This is a genomic window from Streptomyces sp. NPDC001927, from assembly GCF_053594455.1.
The window spans coordinates 334,832-350,563 of record NZ_JBSFEN010000012.1 but is presented as its reverse complement, the minus strand read 5'-3'; the positions used below and the strand labels follow the sequence as shown (position 1 = coordinate 350,563).

The window sequence follows — 15,732 nt, the reverse complement described above, 5'->3', positions numbered from 1 at the left end:
GGTGCCCCCGGAATCGCCCGACGGCCGCCGCGGGGGGGGGGGGGGGCACGCGCCGCCGCCCCTCCGGCGGGGGGGGGGGGCCCCCCCCCCCCCAACCCCCTCACCCGAACCGCCCCTCAGCCCGCCGCCCCGTACACCCGCCCCGGGACCTCCGCCGCCGCCAGCAGCTTCAGCGTCGCCTCCCCCGCCTCCGCCGGGGTCCAGCGCGCGCCCTTGTCCGTCGACGGGCCGGCCCGCCAGCCCTCCATGACCGTGATGCGGCCGCCCTCCGCCTCGAAGACGCGGCCGGTCACGCCCGCCGAGGACGCCGAGCCGAGCCAGACCACCAGCGGGGAGACGTCCTCCGGCGCGGCCTCCAGGCCCTCGAAGGCCTGCTCGGTCATCCGCGTTCTGGCCGCCGGGGCGATCGCGTTGACCTGGACGCCGTACCGGCCCATCTCCGCCGCCGCGACCAGCGTGAGGCCGACGATCCCGGCCTTCGCCGCCGCGTAGTTGCCCTGCCCGACGCTGCCGAGCAGCCCCGCGCCGGACGTCGTGTTGACGACGCGGGCCACCGGCGCGCGCCCCGCCTTCGCCTCCGCCCGCCAGTACGCGGCGGCGTGCCGCAGCGGCAGGAAGTGGCCCTTCACATGGACGCGCATCACGGCGTCCCAGTCGTCCTCGCCGAGGTTCACGAGCATCCGGTCCCGCAGGAAGCCCGCGTTGTTGACCAGCGTGTCGAGCCGCCCGAAGGTGTCGAGCGCGGCTGCCACCAGCGAGGCCGCGCCCTCCTCCGTGGCGATGTCGCCGCCGTGCGCGACGGCCTCGCCGCCCGCCGTACGGATCTCCTCCACGACCTGTTCGGCGGGCGAACCCGAACCGGCCGAACCGTCGAGCCCGACTCCCAGGTCGTTGACGACCACCTTCGCCCCCTCGGCGGCGAAGGCCCGGGCGTGCGCCCGGCCGAGCCCCCGCCCCGCGCCCGTCACGATCACGACCCGGCCTTCGCACAGTCCCTCGCGCAGTCCCATCTCAGCTCTCCTTGTTGACAGTCGCGGCATCCAGAAACGCGGGGCGTTCGCCGCCCCCGTGCACCAGCAGTGCGGCCCCCGAGACGTATCCGGCCCGGTCGGAGGCGAGGAAGACGGCCGCCTCCCCCACGTCCGAGGGCTCGGCGAGCCGGCCGAGCGGCACGGTCCTGGCGACGGCCTCGATCCCGTCCTCGTTCCCGTAGTGCAGATGGGAGAGTTCGGTCCGGACCATCCCGAGGACCAGGGTGTTCACCCGGACGTAGGGGGCCCACTCAACGGCCATCGACCGCGCGAGGTTTTCGAGGCCGGCCTTCGCGGCGCCGTACGCGGCCGTGCCCGGCGAGGGCCGGGTCGCGCTGACGCTGCCGATCATCACGACCGAGCCGCGCGACTCCCGCAGCAGCCCGTGGGCGGCGAGCGAGGCCGTGAGCGGGGCGGTCAGGTTCAACTCCACCACCCGCGCGTGCCGTTCGGCCTCGCCCTCCCCGAGCAGCCGGTACGGCGTGCCGCCGGCGTTGTTGACCAGGGTGTCGAGCCTTCCGTACCGCTCGCCGACCCCCGCGAAGAGGTCGCCGACCGCCGCGGGATCCCGCAGGTCGACGGGGACGAACTCGGCCTCCCGGCCCGCTTCCCGCACCGGTTCGTCCGGCGGTCGGCGGGCGCAGACGACGACCCGCGCGCCCGCCCCGAGGAAGGCCCGCGCGATGCCCGCGCCGACCCCCCGTGTGCCACCGGTGACGACCGCCACCCTCCCGTCCAGCTCCATCGGCTGCTACCTTTCCTGACCAAGCAGTCACCTAACAAATGTTTGGTGGAAAGGTAGCTGATCCGCTCATGGGTGTCTCCACCACAAGCCCCGGCAAGGGCATCGCCCTTGTCACCGTCGACTTCCCACCCGTCAACGCCCTTCCCGTGCAGGGCTGGTACGACCTCGCCGACGCGATCCGCGCGGCCGGCCGGGATCCCGAGACCCGCTGTGTCGTGCTCGCCGCCGAGGGCCGCGGCTTCAACGCCGGCGTCGACATCAAGGAGATGCAGCGGGACCCCGGCCACGCGAGCCTGATCGGCGCCAACCACGGCTGCGCGGAGGCGTTCGCGGCGGTCTACGACTGCGAGGTGCCGGTCGTCGCGGCCGTCGGCGGCTTCTGTCTGGGCGGCGGGATCGGGCTCGTCGGCAACGCGGACGCGATCGTCGCCTCCGAGGACGCCACCTTCGGACTGCCCGAGCTGGACCGGGGCGCGCTCGGCGCCGCCACCCACCTCGCCCGGCTCGTCCCTCAGCACCTGATGCGCGCGCTCTACTACACCTCGCGCACCGCCACCGCCTCTGAGCTGCACGCCCACGGCTCGGTCTGGAAGGTCGTACCGCGCGCGGAACTCCTCGACGCGGCACTGGAGTTGGCGGGCGAGATCGCCCGCAAGGACGCGTATCTGATCCGGCTCGCCAAGGCCGCCATCAACGGCATCGACCCCGTGGACGTGCGCCGCAGCTACCGCTTCGAGCAGGGCTTCACCTTCGAGGCCAACCTCAGCGGCGTCGCCGACCGCGTCCGCGACACCTTCGGCAAGGACGAAGCGAGGTCCGACAACAAGGCCAAGGAGGGCACCCCGTGACCGACAAGACCATGACCCCCGACGAGGTCGTCTCCCGCCTCCGCTCCGGCATGACCCTCGGCATCGGCGGCTGGGGCTCACGCCGCAAGCCGATGGCCCTGGTCAGAGCGCTGCTCCGGTCCGAGATCACCGATCTCACCGTGATCTCCTACGGCGGCCCCGACGTCGGCCTGCTCGCCGCCGCCGGCCGGATCCGACGGCTCGTCGCCGCCTTCACCACCCTGGACTCCATCCCCCTCGAACCGCACTACCGCGCGGCCCGCGAACGCGGCGACCTCGCCCTCACCGAGCTCGACGAGGCCATGTTCATGTGGGGCCTGCACGCCGCCGCCAACCGGCTGCCGTTCATGCCCGTCCGCGCCGGGATCGGCTCGGACGTCATGACGGTCAACCCCGAGCTGCGCACGGTCACCTCGCCGTACGAGGACGGGGAGACCTTCGTCGCCGTGCCCGCCCTGCGCATGGACGCCGCCTTCGTCCATCTCAACCGGGCCGACCGGCTCGGCAACGGCCAGTACCTGGGCCCCGACCCGTACTTCGACGACCTCTTCTGCGAGGCCGCCGACACCGCGTACGTCTCCTGCGAGCGGCTCGTCGACCGGTTCGACGCCGACACCGCCCCGCAGTCCCTGCTCGTCAGCCGGCACAGCGTCACCGGCGTCGTCGAGACCCCGAACGGCGCCCACTTCACCTCCTGCGTCCCTGACCACGGCCGCGACGAGCCCTTCCAGAAGCTGTACGCGACCACCCCCTGGCCCGAGTTCGCCGAACGGTTCCTCGCCGGCAAGAGCGAGGACGACTACCAGCAGGCCGTACGAACCTGGCACGAGGAGCAGCAGTGACCACCACGACCGCGACCACGACCCGCGCCCCCCTCCTCCCGCCCACCCGCCCTGAGTACTGCATCGTCGCCTGCGCCGAAGCCTGGCGCGACAACGGCGAGGTCCTCGCCGCCGCGATGGCCCCCGTCTCCTCCTTCGGCGCCCGGCTCGCCAAACGCTCCTTCGCCCCCGACCTGCTCCTGACCGACGGCGAGGCGATGCTCGTCGGCCTCGACGGGGAGCCCGAGGGCTGGCTGCCGTACCGCCGCCACCTGACGATGGTCACCGGCGGCAAGCGGCACGTCATGATGGGCGCCAGCCAGATCGACCGGCACGGCAACCAGAACATCTCCTGCATCGGCGACTGGTCCCGCCCCGCCCGCCAGCTCCTCGGCGTCCGCGGCGCGCCCGTCAACACCCTCAACAACCCGGTGAGTTACTGGGTCCCCAAGCACTCGCCCCGGGTCTTCGTCGAGCGCGTCGACATGGTGAGCGGCGTCGGCTACGACCGGGCGGCGGCCGCCGGGGCGGAGCGCTTCCACCGGATCCCCCGGGTCGTCTCCGACCTCGGCGTCTTCGACTTCGAGACGCCCGACCGCTCCATGCGGCTCGCCTCCCTGCACCCGGGCGTCACCGTGGACCAGGTCCGGCAGGCCACCGGCTTCGAGCTCGTGATCGGCGACGACGTCCCGTACACCCGCGAGCCGACCGCCGAGGAGCTGCGGCTCATCCGCGAGGTCATCGACCCCAAGGGGCTGCGGGACCGGGAGGTACGGGTCTGATGGAGACGGCGCTCACCCGGCTCACCGGGGTGCGGTACCCGATCGTCCAGACCGGCATGGGCTGGGTCGCCGGGCCACGCCTCGTCTCGGCCACCGCCGAGGCGGGCGCGCTCGGCATCCTCGCCTCGGCGACGATGACCGTCGACGAACTGCGCGCGGCGGTCCGCGAGGTGAAGTCCCGTACGGACCGGCCCTTCGGGGTCAATCTGCGCGCGGACGCGGGGGACGCCCGCGAGCGGGTGCGGATCATCGTCGACGAGGGCGTACGGGTCGCCTCCTTCGCGCTCGCCCCGTCCCGCGAGCTGATCGCGGAGCTGAAGGACGCCGGCGTGGTCGTCGTCCCCTCGATCGGGGCCCGGCGGCACGCCGAGAAGGTCGCGGCCTGGGGCGCGGACGCGGTGATCGTGCAGGGCGGCGAGGGCGGCGGGCACACCGGTGACGTGGCCACGACGGTCCTGCTGCCGCAGGTCGTGGACGCGGTCTCCATCCCGGTGATCGCGGCCGGCGGCTTCCACGACGGGCGCGGTCTGGTGGCCGCGCTCTCCTACGGGGCCGCGGGCATCGCCATGGGCACCCGCTTCCTCCTCACCTCCGACTCCACCGTCCCCGACGCCGTGAAGGCGAAGTACCTCGCCGCCACGGTGAAGGACGTGACGGTGACGACGGCCGTCGACGGGCTGCCGCACCGGATGCTCCGTACGGAGATGGTCGCCGCCCTCGAACGAGCGGGCCGGATACGGGCGTTGACGCAGGCGGTGCGTCGGGCGGCGGGCTTCCGCAGGCTCTCGGGGCTCTCCTGGCCGGCCATGGTCCGCGACGGCCTCGCTATGAAGCACGGCAAGGACCTGTCGTGGAGCCAGGTCCTGCTCGCCGCGAACACCCCCATGCTCCTCAAAGCGTCCATGGTCGAGGGCCGCACCGACCTCGGCGTCATGGCGTCCGGACAGGTCGCCGGGATCATCGAGGACCTCCCCAGCTGTGAGGAACTCGTCCTGCGCGTCATGTCCGAGGCAGAGAAAGTGCTCCGCACCCTGCCGACAGCAGGGTGAACCCGCTCTCCCCCTACGGGAGTTCCAGCACAGGGAGTTCAGTCATGCCCCTATCGAGACGCGCACTGCTGAGCACCGCCGGTGCCACCGCCCTCGTCTCGCTCGCCTCTCCGGCCGTCGCGGCGCCCCGCCGTCGGCTCCGCGCCTCGGCCGTCCGGCACATCCCCCTCCAGGGCGCGGTCAACGTCCGTGACCTGGGCGGCTATCTCACGTACACCGGCGATCGGGTGCGCCAGGGCCTGGTCTACCGGGCCGATGCCCTGGGCAAGCTCACCGACGCCGACGTGACCACGCTCGCGGGGCTGCGCCTGTCCACAGTGGTCGACTTCCGGATTCCGCTCGAGGTCCAGTCCGACGGCGCCGACCGGCTGCCCGGCGGGCTCGTCCCGGTCTCGCGGGCGGTGACCGACAACGGTCTCAACGCCCTGATCCGGGCGGCGATCGGCTCCCGGGACCCGGTGAAGCAGGAGGAGATGCTGGGCGGCGGCCGGGCGCCCGCGTTCATGGCGGAGGTCTACCGCTCGTTCGTCACCAGCGCCGACAACCGGGCGCGGTTCGCCGCGACGATCCGCGACATCGCCCGCCCGGGCGCGGGACCGCTGCTGTACCACTGCACGTCGGGCAAGGACCGTACGGGCTGGCTGAGTTACCTGCTCCTTACGGTGGTCGGGGTGCCCGAGCGGTACGCCGTGGAGGACTTCCTGGCCTCCAACACGTTCCGGGCCGCCTACGACGCCCAGCTCCGCGCGGGCCTGAAGCAGGCCGGGCTGATGCAGAACCCGGACCTGCTCATCCCGATGCAGGAGGTACGGACCGAGTACCTGAACGCCGCGCTGGCCGAGGCGAAGACCCGCTACGGCAGCGTGCTCCGCTACCTCACCGACGGCCTGGCGCTGGAGCCGCGCACCCTCGCGCAACTCCAGGACCGGCTCGTCGACTAGAGGACAGCGCCTAGGCGGCGCCGCCGGACCGGCGGCCACGACCGCCGCCTCCGCTGCGGGTACGGGTGGGCGAACCACCCGTACCCGTACGGGCGTTGGCGCCGGAACCACCCGTACGGGCGGTGGCACCGGAGCGGGAACGGCCGCCACCGTTGCCGCCGCCGGAGCCGCCACCGCCGCGGCGGGAGCGCGATCCGCCGTTGCGGGCGCTCGCGGGCTGGGTCGGCTGGGGGACCTCGATGACGACCGGGACGCCCGAGGGCTCGCGGGCGCCGGTGAGGCGGGTCAGCTCCTCGTCGCTGGACTTGATCTGCGCCGTGCGCGGGCTGATCCCGGCGTTCGACATCAGCCGGCCCATGTCGCGCTTCTGCTCGGGCAGGACGAGGGTGACGACGCTGCCGGACTCGCCGGCCCGGGCGGTGCGGCCGCCGCGGTGCAGGTAGTCCTTGTGGTCGATGGGCGGGTCGACGTTGACAACCAGGTCGAGGTCGTCGACGTGGATGCCGCGGGCCGCCACGTTGGTCGCGACCAGGACGGTGACCTGGCCGTTCTTGAACTGGTCCAGGGTGCGGTTGCGCTGCGGCTGCGAGCGGCCGCCGTGCAGCCCGGAGGCCCGGACGCCGCTGGCGAGGAGCCGCTTGACGAGCCGGTCCACGGCACGCTTGGTGTCCAGGAAGAGGATCGTGCGCCCGTCACGCGCCGCGATGCGGGTGGTGACGGCCTTCTTGTCGGTCTCGTCGGCGATGTAGAGCACGTGGTGCTCCATCGTCGTGACGGCGCCCGCCGACGGGTCGACGGAGTGCACGACCGGGTCGTTGAGGAACATCTTCACGAGCCGGTCGATGTTCTGGTCCAGGGTGGCCGAGAACAGCATCCGCTGGCCGTTCGGCTCGACCTGCTTGAGCAGCGCGGTGACCTGCGGCATGAAGCCCATGTCGGCCATCTGGTCGGCCTCGTCGAGGACCGTGATCGCGACCTGGTCGAGCCGGCAGTCGCCGCGCTCGATGAGGTCCTTGAGTCGGCCGGGCGTGGCGACGAGGACCTCGGCGCCACGGCGCAGGGAGTTCGACTGCTTGGTGATCGACAGACCGCCGACGACGGTGGCGAGCCGCAGCTGCACCGAGGTGGCGTACGGCGAGAGCGCGTCGGTGACCTGCTGGGCGAGCTCGCGGGTGGGCACCAGGACCAGGGCGAGCGGCGCCTTGGGCTCGGCGCGGCGGCCCGCGGTGCGGGCGAGGAGCGCGAGGCCGAAGGCGAGGGTCTTGCCGGAGCCGGTGCGGCCGCGGCCGAGGATGTCCCGGCCGGCGAGCGAGTTCGGCAGGGTGGCGCCCTGGATCGGGAACGGCTCGGTGACGCCCTGCGCGTTCAAGGTCTTGACCAGGGCGGCGGGCATGTCGAGGGCGTCGAAGGACTCGACGGAGGGGAGCGCGGGCGTCAGCGTCTCAGGCAGGGTGAACTCGCGCGGCGGCGGAGGCGTGGCCGGTCCACGGCCGCGTCCGGCGGCCTTGGGCCTGCCGTTGCCCCTGGGGGCGGCGGAGCCGCGGCGGGAATTTCCGGACGTGGTTCCGGAGCGGGATTCGGCGGCCCGGCGGGGCCGCTGTTCGGAGCGAGTCATGGGAAATGCCTTCCTGGCCTGAGCAGAGCGCCCGAGCAGAGTGCCTGAGCACAGCGCGAGCCGGGACCCGCACCTGCGCGGTGCGGGCCCCGGCTGCGAGAATCGCGTACGGCGATCAGGCGGGGAGGATGTTCTCCGCCTGCGGGCCCTTCTGGCCCTGCGTGACGTCGAAGGTGACCTTCTGGCCTTCCTGCAGCTCACGGAAGCCGGAGGTCGCGATGTTGGAGTAGTGGGCGAAGACGTCGGCGCCGCCGCCGTCCTGCTCGATGAAGCCGAAGCCCTTTTCGGCGTTGAACCACTTCACGGTTCCGGTAGCCATGTTTTCTCCTGAATAGGTAAGGGTCCCATCCCGGAGAGTCCGGAAAACAAAATTGCGCCTGAGGAACATTCCCGTCAGGCGCACATAAAGTTCATGGGTACCAACTAGCAACACAGGGAACCTTAGCACGCCGCCCCACCCGAAGGGCGAGGCGGCGACGCACGTCACATACCGTCCGGTAGGGCCTCAGAGCCGCTCGATGATCGTCACGTTGGCCTGTCCCCCACCCTCGCACATGGTCTGGAGGCCGTAGCGGCCGCCCGTGCGCTCCAGCTCGTGCAGGAGCGTGGTCATCAGCTTCACGCCGGTCGCGCCGAGCGGGTGGCCAAGCGCGATCGCGCCGCCGTTGACGTTCACCCGTGCCGGGTCGGCGCCGGTCTCCTTCAGCCAGGCGAGGACGACCGGGGCGAAGGCCTCGTTGATCTCGACGAGGTCCATGTCGTCGATGGTCATGCCGGTCTTCTTCAGGGCGTACGCGGTCGCCGGTATCGGCGCGGAGAGCATCCGGATCGGGTCCTCGCCCCGCACCGAGAGGTGGTGGATCCGGGCGCGCGGGGTGAGGCCGTGCTCCCGTACGGCCCGCTCGCTCGCGAGCAGCATGGCCGCGGCGCCGTCGGAGACCTGGGAGGAGCAGGCCGCCGTGATCGTGCCGCCCTCCACGACGGGCTTCAGGCCGGCCATCTTCTCCAGCGTGGTGTCCCGGCGCGGGCCCTCGTCCACGGTCACGTCGCCGTAGGCCGCGGTCTCGCGGTCGAAGCGGCCCTCGTCGATCGCGCGCAGCGCCCGCTCGTGCGAGCGGAGGGCGAATTCCTCCTGGTCACGGCGGGTGATCCCCCACTTCTTGGCGATCAGCTCGGCGCCGTGGAACTGGTTGACGGGCGCGTCGCCGTAGCGGGCCCGCCAGCCCTCGGAGCCGGCGTAGGGGCCCTCGGTCAGGCCGAGGGGCTCGGCGGCCTGCCGGGAGGCGAAGGCGATCGGGATCATCGACATGTTCTGCGTACCGCCGGCGACGACCAGGTCCTGGGTGCCGGAGAGGACGCCCTGGGCGGCGAAGTGCACGGCCTGCTGGGAGGAGCCGCACTGGCGGTCGATCGTGACGCCGGGGACCTCCTCGGGGAGTCCCGCGGCGAGCCAGGCCGTACGGGCGATGTCGCCGGCCTGCGGGCCCACGGTGTCGAGGCAGCCGAAGACGACGTCCTCGACGGCGGCGGGGTCGACGCCCGAGCGCTGGACGAGGGCCTTGAGGACATGGGCTCCGAGGTCCGCCGGGTGGACGGAGGCCAGGCCTCCCTTGCGGCGGCCCACCGGGGTGCGGACCGCTTCGACGATGTAGGCCTCGGCCATGACAACTCCTCCAGACGTCGGTGGAACGTGGGGCTAGGTGCGTACGGCGATCCCGTCCAGGACCATCGACAGGTACTGGCGGGCGATCTCCTCCGGGCTGTGCTGTCCGCCCGGGCGGTACCAGGACGCGGCGACCCAGACGGTGTCGCGCACGAAGCGGTAGGTGAGCCGGATGTCGAGGTCGGCCCGGAAGGTGCCGGCCTCCACTCCGCGCTCCAGGGTCCCCAGCCACGCCTTCTCGAACTTCTGCTGCGAGTCGGAGAGGTAGTGGAAGCGGGGCTGGTCGGTGAGGTGCCTGGACTCCTTCTGGTAGATGGCGACGGCGGCGCGGTGCCGGTCGATCTCCCGGAAGGACTCGGTGACGAGGGCCTCGATGGTCTCCCTGGGTCCGAGTCCGGCGGCGAGGACGGCGTCGTACCCCTCCCACAGCTCGGTCAGGAAGGTGGAGAGGATCTCGTCGAGCATCGATTCCTTGGAATCGAAGTGGTAGTAGAGGCTGCCGGCGAGCATGCCGGCGGCGTCGGCGATCTTGCGGACGGTCGTGGCGTTGTACCCCTGGGCGGCGAACACCTCGGCCGCCGTGTCCAGGAGCTCGCGGCGCCGCTCGGGCGAGGCGGTCACGGGGGGCTTCTTCTTGCTGTTGCTGACGGTCTTCGGCACACGTCCATTCTGGTCCTACGCGTGCTGGCTGCTGACGGAGACGGTCTCGCCGGTCATGTAGGAGGAGTAGCCGCTGGTGAGGAAGACGATGACGTTGGCGATCTCCCAGGGTTCGGCGTACCGCCCGAAGGCCTCGCGCTCGGTCAGCTCGGCGAGCAGCTCGGCGGAGGTGACCTTGACCAGGTGCGGGTGCATGGCGAGGGACGGGGAGACGGCGTTGACGCGGACGTCGTATTCCGCCGCCTCGATCGCGGCGCAGCGGGTGAGGGCCATGACGCCGGCCTTGGCGGCGGCGTAGTGGGCCTGCCCGGCCTGGGCGCGCCAGCCGACGACGGAGGCGTTGTTGACGATCACGCCGCCGTGGTCCGCGCCCTGGAAGTGGCGCAGGGCGGTGCGCGTGCAGCGGAAGGTGCCGTTGAGGGTGACGTCGAGGACGCGCCCCCACTGGTCGTCGGTCATGTCGACGAGCGCGGCGGTGCCGCCGAGGCCCGCGTTGTTGACGACGGCGTCGAGGCGGCCGTGGAGCCGTACGGCGGTGTCGAAGAGGGCCTGGACCTGGCTCTCGTCGGTGACGTCGCAGGCGAGGGCGTCGACCCGGTCGGCGCCGAACTCGGCGGCGAGGGCGGCCTCGCTCTCCTTGAGGCGGCGGGCGTGGGCGTCACTGATGAGGACCCTGGCTCCCTCCTCCAGGAAGCGGCGGGCGGTGGCGCCGCCGATGCCGGCTCCGGCGGCGGCGGTGATGACGGCGGTACGGCCGGCGAGCAGGCCGTGCCCCGGGACGTAGGGGGGTGGCGTCATGGGCGCGGCTCCTTCGGGAGGCCGAGCACCCGCTCGGCGATGAGGTTGCGCTGGATCTCGCTGGATCCGGCGTAGATGGTGTCGGCGCGGGAGAAGAGGAACAGCCGCTGCCACTCGTCGAGTTCGTACGGTTCGGCGGCGACGACCGTGGCGGCGGCGCCGCAGATGTCCATGGCGAGTTCGCCGAGGTCGCGGTGCCAGTGCGACCAGTAGAGCTTGGCCATGGAGGGGTCGGTGGAGCGCAGCGCGTTGGCGCGCATGGCCTGCAGCCCGGTCCAGGCCCGGACGAGCCGGTCGCGGATCAGCGGGTCGGCGAGGGCGCCGTTGCGCCGGGCGAGCGCGACGAGGCCCTCCCATTCGCGCCGGAAGCCGACCTGCTGGCCGAGGGTGGAGACGCCGCGTTCGTAGCCGAGGGTGGCCATCGCGATCCGCCAGCCGTCGCCGGGCGCGCCGACGACGTGCGCGGCGTCGGTCCTGGCGCCGTCGAAGAAGACCTCGTTGAACTCGCTGGTGCCGGTGAGCTGGACGATCGGCCGGACCTCGACGCCCGGCTGGTCCATGGGGACGAGCAGGTACGAGAGGCCCGCGTGCCGCCGCGAGCCCGGCTGGGTGCGGGCGACGACGAAGCACCACTGGGACTCGTGGGCGAGGGAGGTCCAGATCTTCTGGCCGTTCACCACCCACTGGTCGCCGTCGAGGGCGGCGCGGGTGCGGACGGCGGCGAGGTCGGAACCGGCGTCGGGCTCGCTGTAACCCTGGCACCAGAGCTCCTCGACGGCCCGGATCGGGGGCAGGAAGCGGGCCTTCTGCTCCTCGGTGCCGTGGTCGATGAGGGTGGGGCCGAGGAGCTGTTCGCCGATGTGGTTGACGCGGGCGGGGGCGTCGGCGAGGGCGTACTCCTCGTGGAAGGCGATCTGCTCCTCGATGCTCGCGCCGCGCCCGCCGTACTCCTTCGGCCAGCCGACGCAGGTCCAGCCGTGGGCGGCCAAGTGCCGTTCCCACGCGAGGCGTTCGGCGAAGGCCTCGTGCTCGCGACCCGGTCCGCCGAGGCCCTTGAGGGCGGCGAACTCGCCACCGAGGTGGGCCCGTAGCCAGTCCCGTATCTCGGTGCGGAACTCCTCGACGCTGCTCATGGCGCTGCTCATGGCCGTACGTTAACCTACCAAACACTTGTTAGGGAAGGAGCGTCGAAGGATGCAGATGCCCGTGCTGTACGAGCGTCGCGGCCCGGTCGCGTACGTGACCATGAACCGCCCCCGCTACCGCAACGCCCAGAACTCCGCGATGACCTACGCCCTGGACGAGGCCTTCTACCGGGCGGCCGAGGACTCCGAGGTCAAGGTCGTCGTGCTCGCCGGCGCGGGCGAGCACTTCTCGGCGGGCCACGACATCGGCACCCCCGAACGCGACGCCCATCTCCCCTTCGACCGCCGCGCCGGACTGTGGTGGGACCACTCCGACAAGCGCGGCGCCGAGTCCCGCTTCGCCCGCGAGTCCGAGGTCTATCTCGGCATGTGCAGGCGCTGGCGCGAACTCCCCAAGCCGGTGGTGGCCTCCGTCCAAGGGGCCTGTGTGGCGGGCGGGTTGATGCTGGCGTGGGTCTGCGACCTGATCGTGGCGAGCGAGGACGCGTTCTTCGCCGACCCGGTGGTACGGATGGGCATCCCGGGCGTCGAGTACTTCGCCCACCCGTGGGTGATGCCGCCGAGGATCGCGAAGGAGTTCCTGTTCACGGGCGACCGGATGAGCGCGCGCAGGGCGTACGAGATCGGCATGGTGAACAGGCTGGTGGAGCGGCGAGAACTGCCGTCTGCGACGGATGAGTTGGCGCTGCGGATAGCCGAGATGCCCCGACTGGGACTCGCCCTGACCAAGCGGGCGGTGAACCAGGCGGAGGACCTCCAGGGCCTGCACGCCGGGATGGACTCGGTCTTCGGGCTCCACCATCTCGCCCACGCCCACAACGCGGAGACCGCGGCGGACCCGCTGGGCGGGATGGACGTGGCGGCGATGAAGGAGGCGGGGGTCTGATGGACCTGTCGTACAGCGAGGAGGAACGGGAGTTCCGCGCGGAGGCGAGGGAGTGGCTGCGGGCCCACGTCCCGGCAGAGCCGCTGCCGTCCCTGGAGACCCGGGAGGGCTTCGCCGCGCACCGCGCCTGGGAGGCCGAACTCGCCGCCGACCGCTGGTCGGTGGTGTCCTGGCCCGAGCGGTACGGGGGCCGGGGCGCCGACATCTTCCGGTGGCTCGTCTTCGAGGAGGAGTACTACGCGGCGGGGGCGCCCGGCCGGGTCTCGCAGAACGGCATCAACCTGCTCGCCCCGACCCTCTTCGACCACGCGACGGAGGAGCAGCGGGCCCGGGTGCTGCCCTCGATGGCGACCGGGGAGGTCGTCTGGGCGCAGGCGTGGTCGGAGCCGGAATCGGGCTCGGACCTGGCGTCGCTCTCGTCGCGGGCGGTACGGACGGAGGGCGGCTGGCTGCTGTCCGGCCAGAAGACCTGGTCCTCGCGGGCCGCCTTCGCCGACCGGGCCTTCGGGATCTTCCGCACCGACCCGGAGACGGACCCGGCCCGGCCGCACCGGGGGCTGACGTACCTGATGTTCGACCTGCGGGCGCCGGGAGTGACGGTCCGGCCGATCGGCCGGCTCGACGGGAAGCCGGCGTTCGCGGAGCTCTTCCTCGACGAGGTCTTCGTACCGGACGAGGACGTGATCGGGGAGCCCGGCCAGGGCTGGCGGATCGCGATGTCCACGACCGGCAACGAACGTGGCCTGATGCTCCGCTCCCCGGGCCGCTTCCTGGCGGCGGCGGACCGGCTGGTGGGGCTGTGGCGGGAGACGGGCGCGGACCCGGCGCTACGGGACCGGGTCGCGGACGCGGTGATCGGGGCGCGGGCGTACCAGCTCTTCACGGCGGGCGGCGCGTCGCGGTTCGCGGCGGGGGCGACGATCGGGGCGGAGTCGAGCCTCAACAAGGTCTTCTGGTCGGAGTACGACATCGCGCTGCACGAGACGGCGCTCGATCTGCTGGGCGACGAGACGGAGTCGGCGGACGGGGAGTGGGGCGAGGGGTACGTCTTCTCGCTCGCGGGCCCGATCTACGCGGGCACCAACGAGATCCAGCGCGACATCATCGCCGAGCGGCTGCTCGGCCTGCCGAAGGGGCGGCGCTGATGCGATTCCTGCCGACGGACGAGCAGCGCGACTTCGCGCGCTCCCTGGACGCGATGCTGACGGCGGCGGACACACCGACGGCGATACGTTCCTGGGCGACGGGCGACCACGCTCCCGGCCGCACCCTGTGGTCCCGCCTGGCGGAAGCGGGCGTCTTCGCCCTGGCGATCCCGGAACACCACGAGGGCGTAGGCCCCCTCCCGATCGAACTGACCACAGCGTTCGTGGAGTTGGGCCGCCACGGGGTCCCGGGGCCGGTGGTGGAGACGGTGGCGGCGTCGGCACTCCTGACGGAACTGGCCGAACGGGGCGACCCGGCCCCCGCGAAGCGCCTGCTGCCGGGCCTTGCGACGGGGCAGACCATCGCCACGCTGGCCCCCGTTGTGGGCAGTCGTTCCGCTGGGGCCGACTGCCCACAACCCGGGGAGCCCGGGTACACGCTGGACACGGACGTCGCCGACGTGATCCTCGTCGTCCAGGGGGACGAACTCCGCCTGGCCCCCGGGCACGAGCCGGTCCGCACCTCACCGGACCCCGCCCGCCGCCTCGCCCGCCCCACCCCCGGCGGGGAGCTCCTGGCAGCCGGCCCCGTCGTCACCGCGGCGGCCACGCACGCCCAGCAATGGGCCATGCTCGCCACCGCCGCACAAGCCCTCGGCGTAGGGCTCACGCTGCTCGACCGCACCGTCGCCTACGCCAAGCAGCGCCGCCAGTTCGGCACCGAGATCGGCTCCTTCCAAGCGGTCAAGCACCGCCTCGCCGACACCCTGATCGCCCTGGAGTTCGCCCGCCCCCTCCTCTTCGGAGCAGCGGTCACGTTCCGGAGCGCCGATCTCGCCGCCGCCAAGGTCGCCGCGGGCGAGGCCGCGTACACCGCCGCCCGTACCGCCCTGCAGATCCACGGCGCCGTCGGCTACACCGAGGAGCTCGACCTCTCCCTCTGGCTGCGCAAGGCCCGTCCGCTCCGGGACGCCTGGGGCACCCCGTCCTGGTGCCGGGCCAGGGTCATGGAGACGTACGACCGCGACGCCGGCGAGGCCGACGACGGTTCATGACGTCGTCTCACGCGGCGGGCTGTCGTCCTTACCGCGCCGGATCGTCCGCACCGGCCGCCCCGGCGTCCACGAACGGATGACCATGTCGTCGCCCTCGACGAACGTGCGGACGACCTCCGTCGGCTCGACCCGGAAGACATGGAACGGCATCGGCATCCCGACCGCCTCCGCGTACCGGTCCAGCTCCACCGGGTCGGAGATCTCCACGACCCGGCCGGAGATCCGGACGTCCCCGCCGCCCATGTCCGTACCCGAGCCCGGGTTGGCGAGCAGCGAGAAGCGGGGGTCGCGCCGCAGGTCCAGGGCCTTGCGGGAGTTCGGCATCATGCCGAGCCACAGCTCGTCCCAGCGGAAGTCCGCCTCGATCCCGCTGAGCCGGGGCGAGCCGTCCTTCCGCAGGGTGCCGAGCACGTGGTGGGTGAACTGCCCGAAGCGCTCCCGTACGGTCGAGGCGAGTTCGGGCTCGGCGGCGGCGAAGGCCGCCCAGGAGGTTCCGGATCCGGTGCTGGTGTGTCCCATGACTCCAGTGAACACCGGAAACCGGACAT

General features: G+C 72.4%; 17 protein-coding genes. 8 read left to right on the top strand and 9 right to left on the bottom strand.

What is annotated here, in order from left to right; genetic code table 11:
* Positions 1–116: 116 nt before the first annotated feature.
* Positions 117–1,010, bottom strand: coding sequence for an SDR family oxidoreductase (locus tag ACWCO8_RS31140; protein ID WP_451035052.1), 894 nt, complete (start codon positions 1,008–1,010; stop codon positions 117–119).
* Between the two features lies 1 nt (position 1,011).
* A complete protein-coding gene (locus ACWCO8_RS31135; RefSeq protein ID WP_451035051.1) occupies positions 1,012–1,776 on the bottom strand; it encodes an SDR family oxidoreductase in 765 nt (254 codons plus the stop codon).
* A 68-nt stretch (positions 1,777–1,844) separates the two neighbouring features.
* On the opposite strand from ACWCO8_RS31135, the gene ACWCO8_RS31130 reads away from it, so the two are divergent.
* The 5 genes from ACWCO8_RS31130 to ACWCO8_RS31110 are packed head-to-tail and all read left to right on the top strand — an operon-like array spanning position 1,845 to position 6,217.
* Positions 1,845–2,624 (top strand): enoyl-CoA hydratase family protein, encoded by a 780-nt coding sequence (locus ACWCO8_RS31130; protein ID WP_451035050.1) that lies wholly within the window; start codon positions 1,845–1,847, stop codon positions 2,622–2,624.
* Positions 2,621–3,466: a CoA transferase subunit A gene (locus ACWCO8_RS31125; RefSeq protein ID WP_451035049.1), complete on the top strand. Its 846-nt coding sequence runs from the start codon at positions 2,621–2,623 to the stop codon at positions 3,464–3,466. The genes ACWCO8_RS31130 and ACWCO8_RS31125 overlap by 4 nt, the downstream gene beginning before the upstream one ends.
* Positions 3,463–4,227: a CoA-transferase subunit beta gene (locus ACWCO8_RS31120; protein ID WP_451035048.1), complete on the top strand. Its 765-nt coding sequence runs from the start codon at positions 3,463–3,465 to the stop codon at positions 4,225–4,227. The genes ACWCO8_RS31125 and ACWCO8_RS31120 overlap by 4 nt, the downstream gene beginning before the upstream one ends.
* The gene (locus ACWCO8_RS31115; RefSeq protein ID WP_451035047.1) at positions 4,227–5,276 is read left to right on the top strand and encodes an NAD(P)H-dependent flavin oxidoreductase; all 1,050 of its coding nucleotides are present in this window, start codon (positions 4,227–4,229) and stop codon (positions 5,274–5,276) included. Before ACWCO8_RS31120 ends, ACWCO8_RS31115 begins: the two co-directional genes overlap by 1 nt.
* Before the next feature lie 44 nt (positions 5,277–5,320).
* The gene (locus ACWCO8_RS31110; RefSeq protein WP_451035046.1) at positions 5,321–6,217 is read left to right on the top strand and encodes a tyrosine-protein phosphatase; all 897 of its coding nucleotides are present in this window, start codon (positions 5,321–5,323) and stop codon (positions 6,215–6,217) included.
* A 10-nt stretch (positions 6,218–6,227) separates the two neighbouring features.
* On the opposite strand, the gene ACWCO8_RS31105 is transcribed toward ACWCO8_RS31110, so the two are convergent.
* From ACWCO8_RS31105 to ACWCO8_RS31080, 6 genes are all read right to left on the bottom strand, one after another.
* Complete coding sequence (locus tag ACWCO8_RS31105; protein ID WP_451035045.1) at positions 6,228–7,832, bottom strand: DEAD/DEAH box helicase; 1,605 nt, start codon at positions 7,830–7,832, stop codon at positions 6,228–6,230.
* A gap of 115 nt (positions 7,833–7,947) precedes the next feature.
* The gene (locus tag ACWCO8_RS31100; protein ID WP_290114082.1) at positions 7,948–8,151 is read right to left on the bottom strand and encodes a cold-shock protein; all 204 of its coding nucleotides are present in this window, start codon (positions 8,149–8,151) and stop codon (positions 7,948–7,950) included.
* Between the two features lie 186 nt (positions 8,152–8,337).
* Positions 8,338–9,495, bottom strand: coding sequence for an acetyl-CoA C-acetyltransferase (locus ACWCO8_RS31095; RefSeq protein ID WP_451035044.1), 1,158 nt, complete (start codon positions 9,493–9,495; stop codon positions 8,338–8,340).
* Positions 9,496–9,528: 33 nt separating this feature from the next.
* A complete protein-coding gene (locus ACWCO8_RS31090; RefSeq protein WP_451035043.1) occupies positions 9,529–10,155 on the bottom strand; it encodes a TetR/AcrR family transcriptional regulator in 627 nt (208 codons plus the stop codon).
* A 15-nt stretch (positions 10,156–10,170) separates the two neighbouring features.
* On the bottom strand, positions 10,171–10,953 hold the full coding sequence (locus ACWCO8_RS31085) for an SDR family oxidoreductase (protein WP_451035042.1): 783 nt from the start codon (positions 10,951–10,953) through the stop codon (positions 10,171–10,173).
* Positions 10,950–12,086, bottom strand: a complete 1,137-nt coding sequence (locus ACWCO8_RS31080) for an acyl-CoA dehydrogenase family protein (protein ID WP_451035059.1) — start codon at positions 12,084–12,086, stop codon at positions 10,950–10,952. Before ACWCO8_RS31080 ends, ACWCO8_RS31085 begins: the two co-directional genes overlap by 4 nt.
* Before the next feature lie 61 nt (positions 12,087–12,147).
* On the opposite strand from ACWCO8_RS31080, the gene ACWCO8_RS31075 reads away from it, so the two are divergent.
* The 3 genes from ACWCO8_RS31075 to ACWCO8_RS31065 are packed head-to-tail and all read left to right on the top strand — an operon-like array spanning position 12,148 to position 15,184.
* Positions 12,148–12,984 carry an enoyl-CoA hydratase gene (locus tag ACWCO8_RS31075; protein ID WP_451035041.1) on the top strand — a complete coding sequence of 279 codons (837 nt, stop codon included), beginning with the start codon at positions 12,148–12,150 and terminating at the stop codon, positions 12,982–12,984.
* A complete protein-coding gene (locus ACWCO8_RS31070; RefSeq protein ID WP_451035040.1) occupies positions 12,984–14,129 on the top strand; it encodes an acyl-CoA dehydrogenase family protein in 1,146 nt (381 codons plus the stop codon). Before ACWCO8_RS31075 ends, ACWCO8_RS31070 begins: the two co-directional genes overlap by 1 nt.
* Positions 14,129–15,184 carry an acyl-CoA dehydrogenase family protein gene (locus tag ACWCO8_RS31065; protein WP_451035039.1) on the top strand — a complete coding sequence of 352 codons (1,056 nt, stop codon included), beginning with the start codon at positions 14,129–14,131 and terminating at the stop codon, positions 15,182–15,184. The genes ACWCO8_RS31070 and ACWCO8_RS31065 overlap by 1 nt, the downstream gene beginning before the upstream one ends.
* On the opposite strand, the gene ACWCO8_RS31060 is transcribed toward ACWCO8_RS31065, so the two are convergent.
* The gene (locus ACWCO8_RS31060; protein ID WP_451035038.1) at positions 15,179–15,703 is read right to left on the bottom strand and encodes a pyridoxamine 5'-phosphate oxidase family protein; all 525 of its coding nucleotides are present in this window, start codon (positions 15,701–15,703) and stop codon (positions 15,179–15,181) included. The genes ACWCO8_RS31065 and ACWCO8_RS31060 overlap by 6 nt on opposite strands.
* Positions 15,704–15,732: the final 29 nt, after the last annotated feature.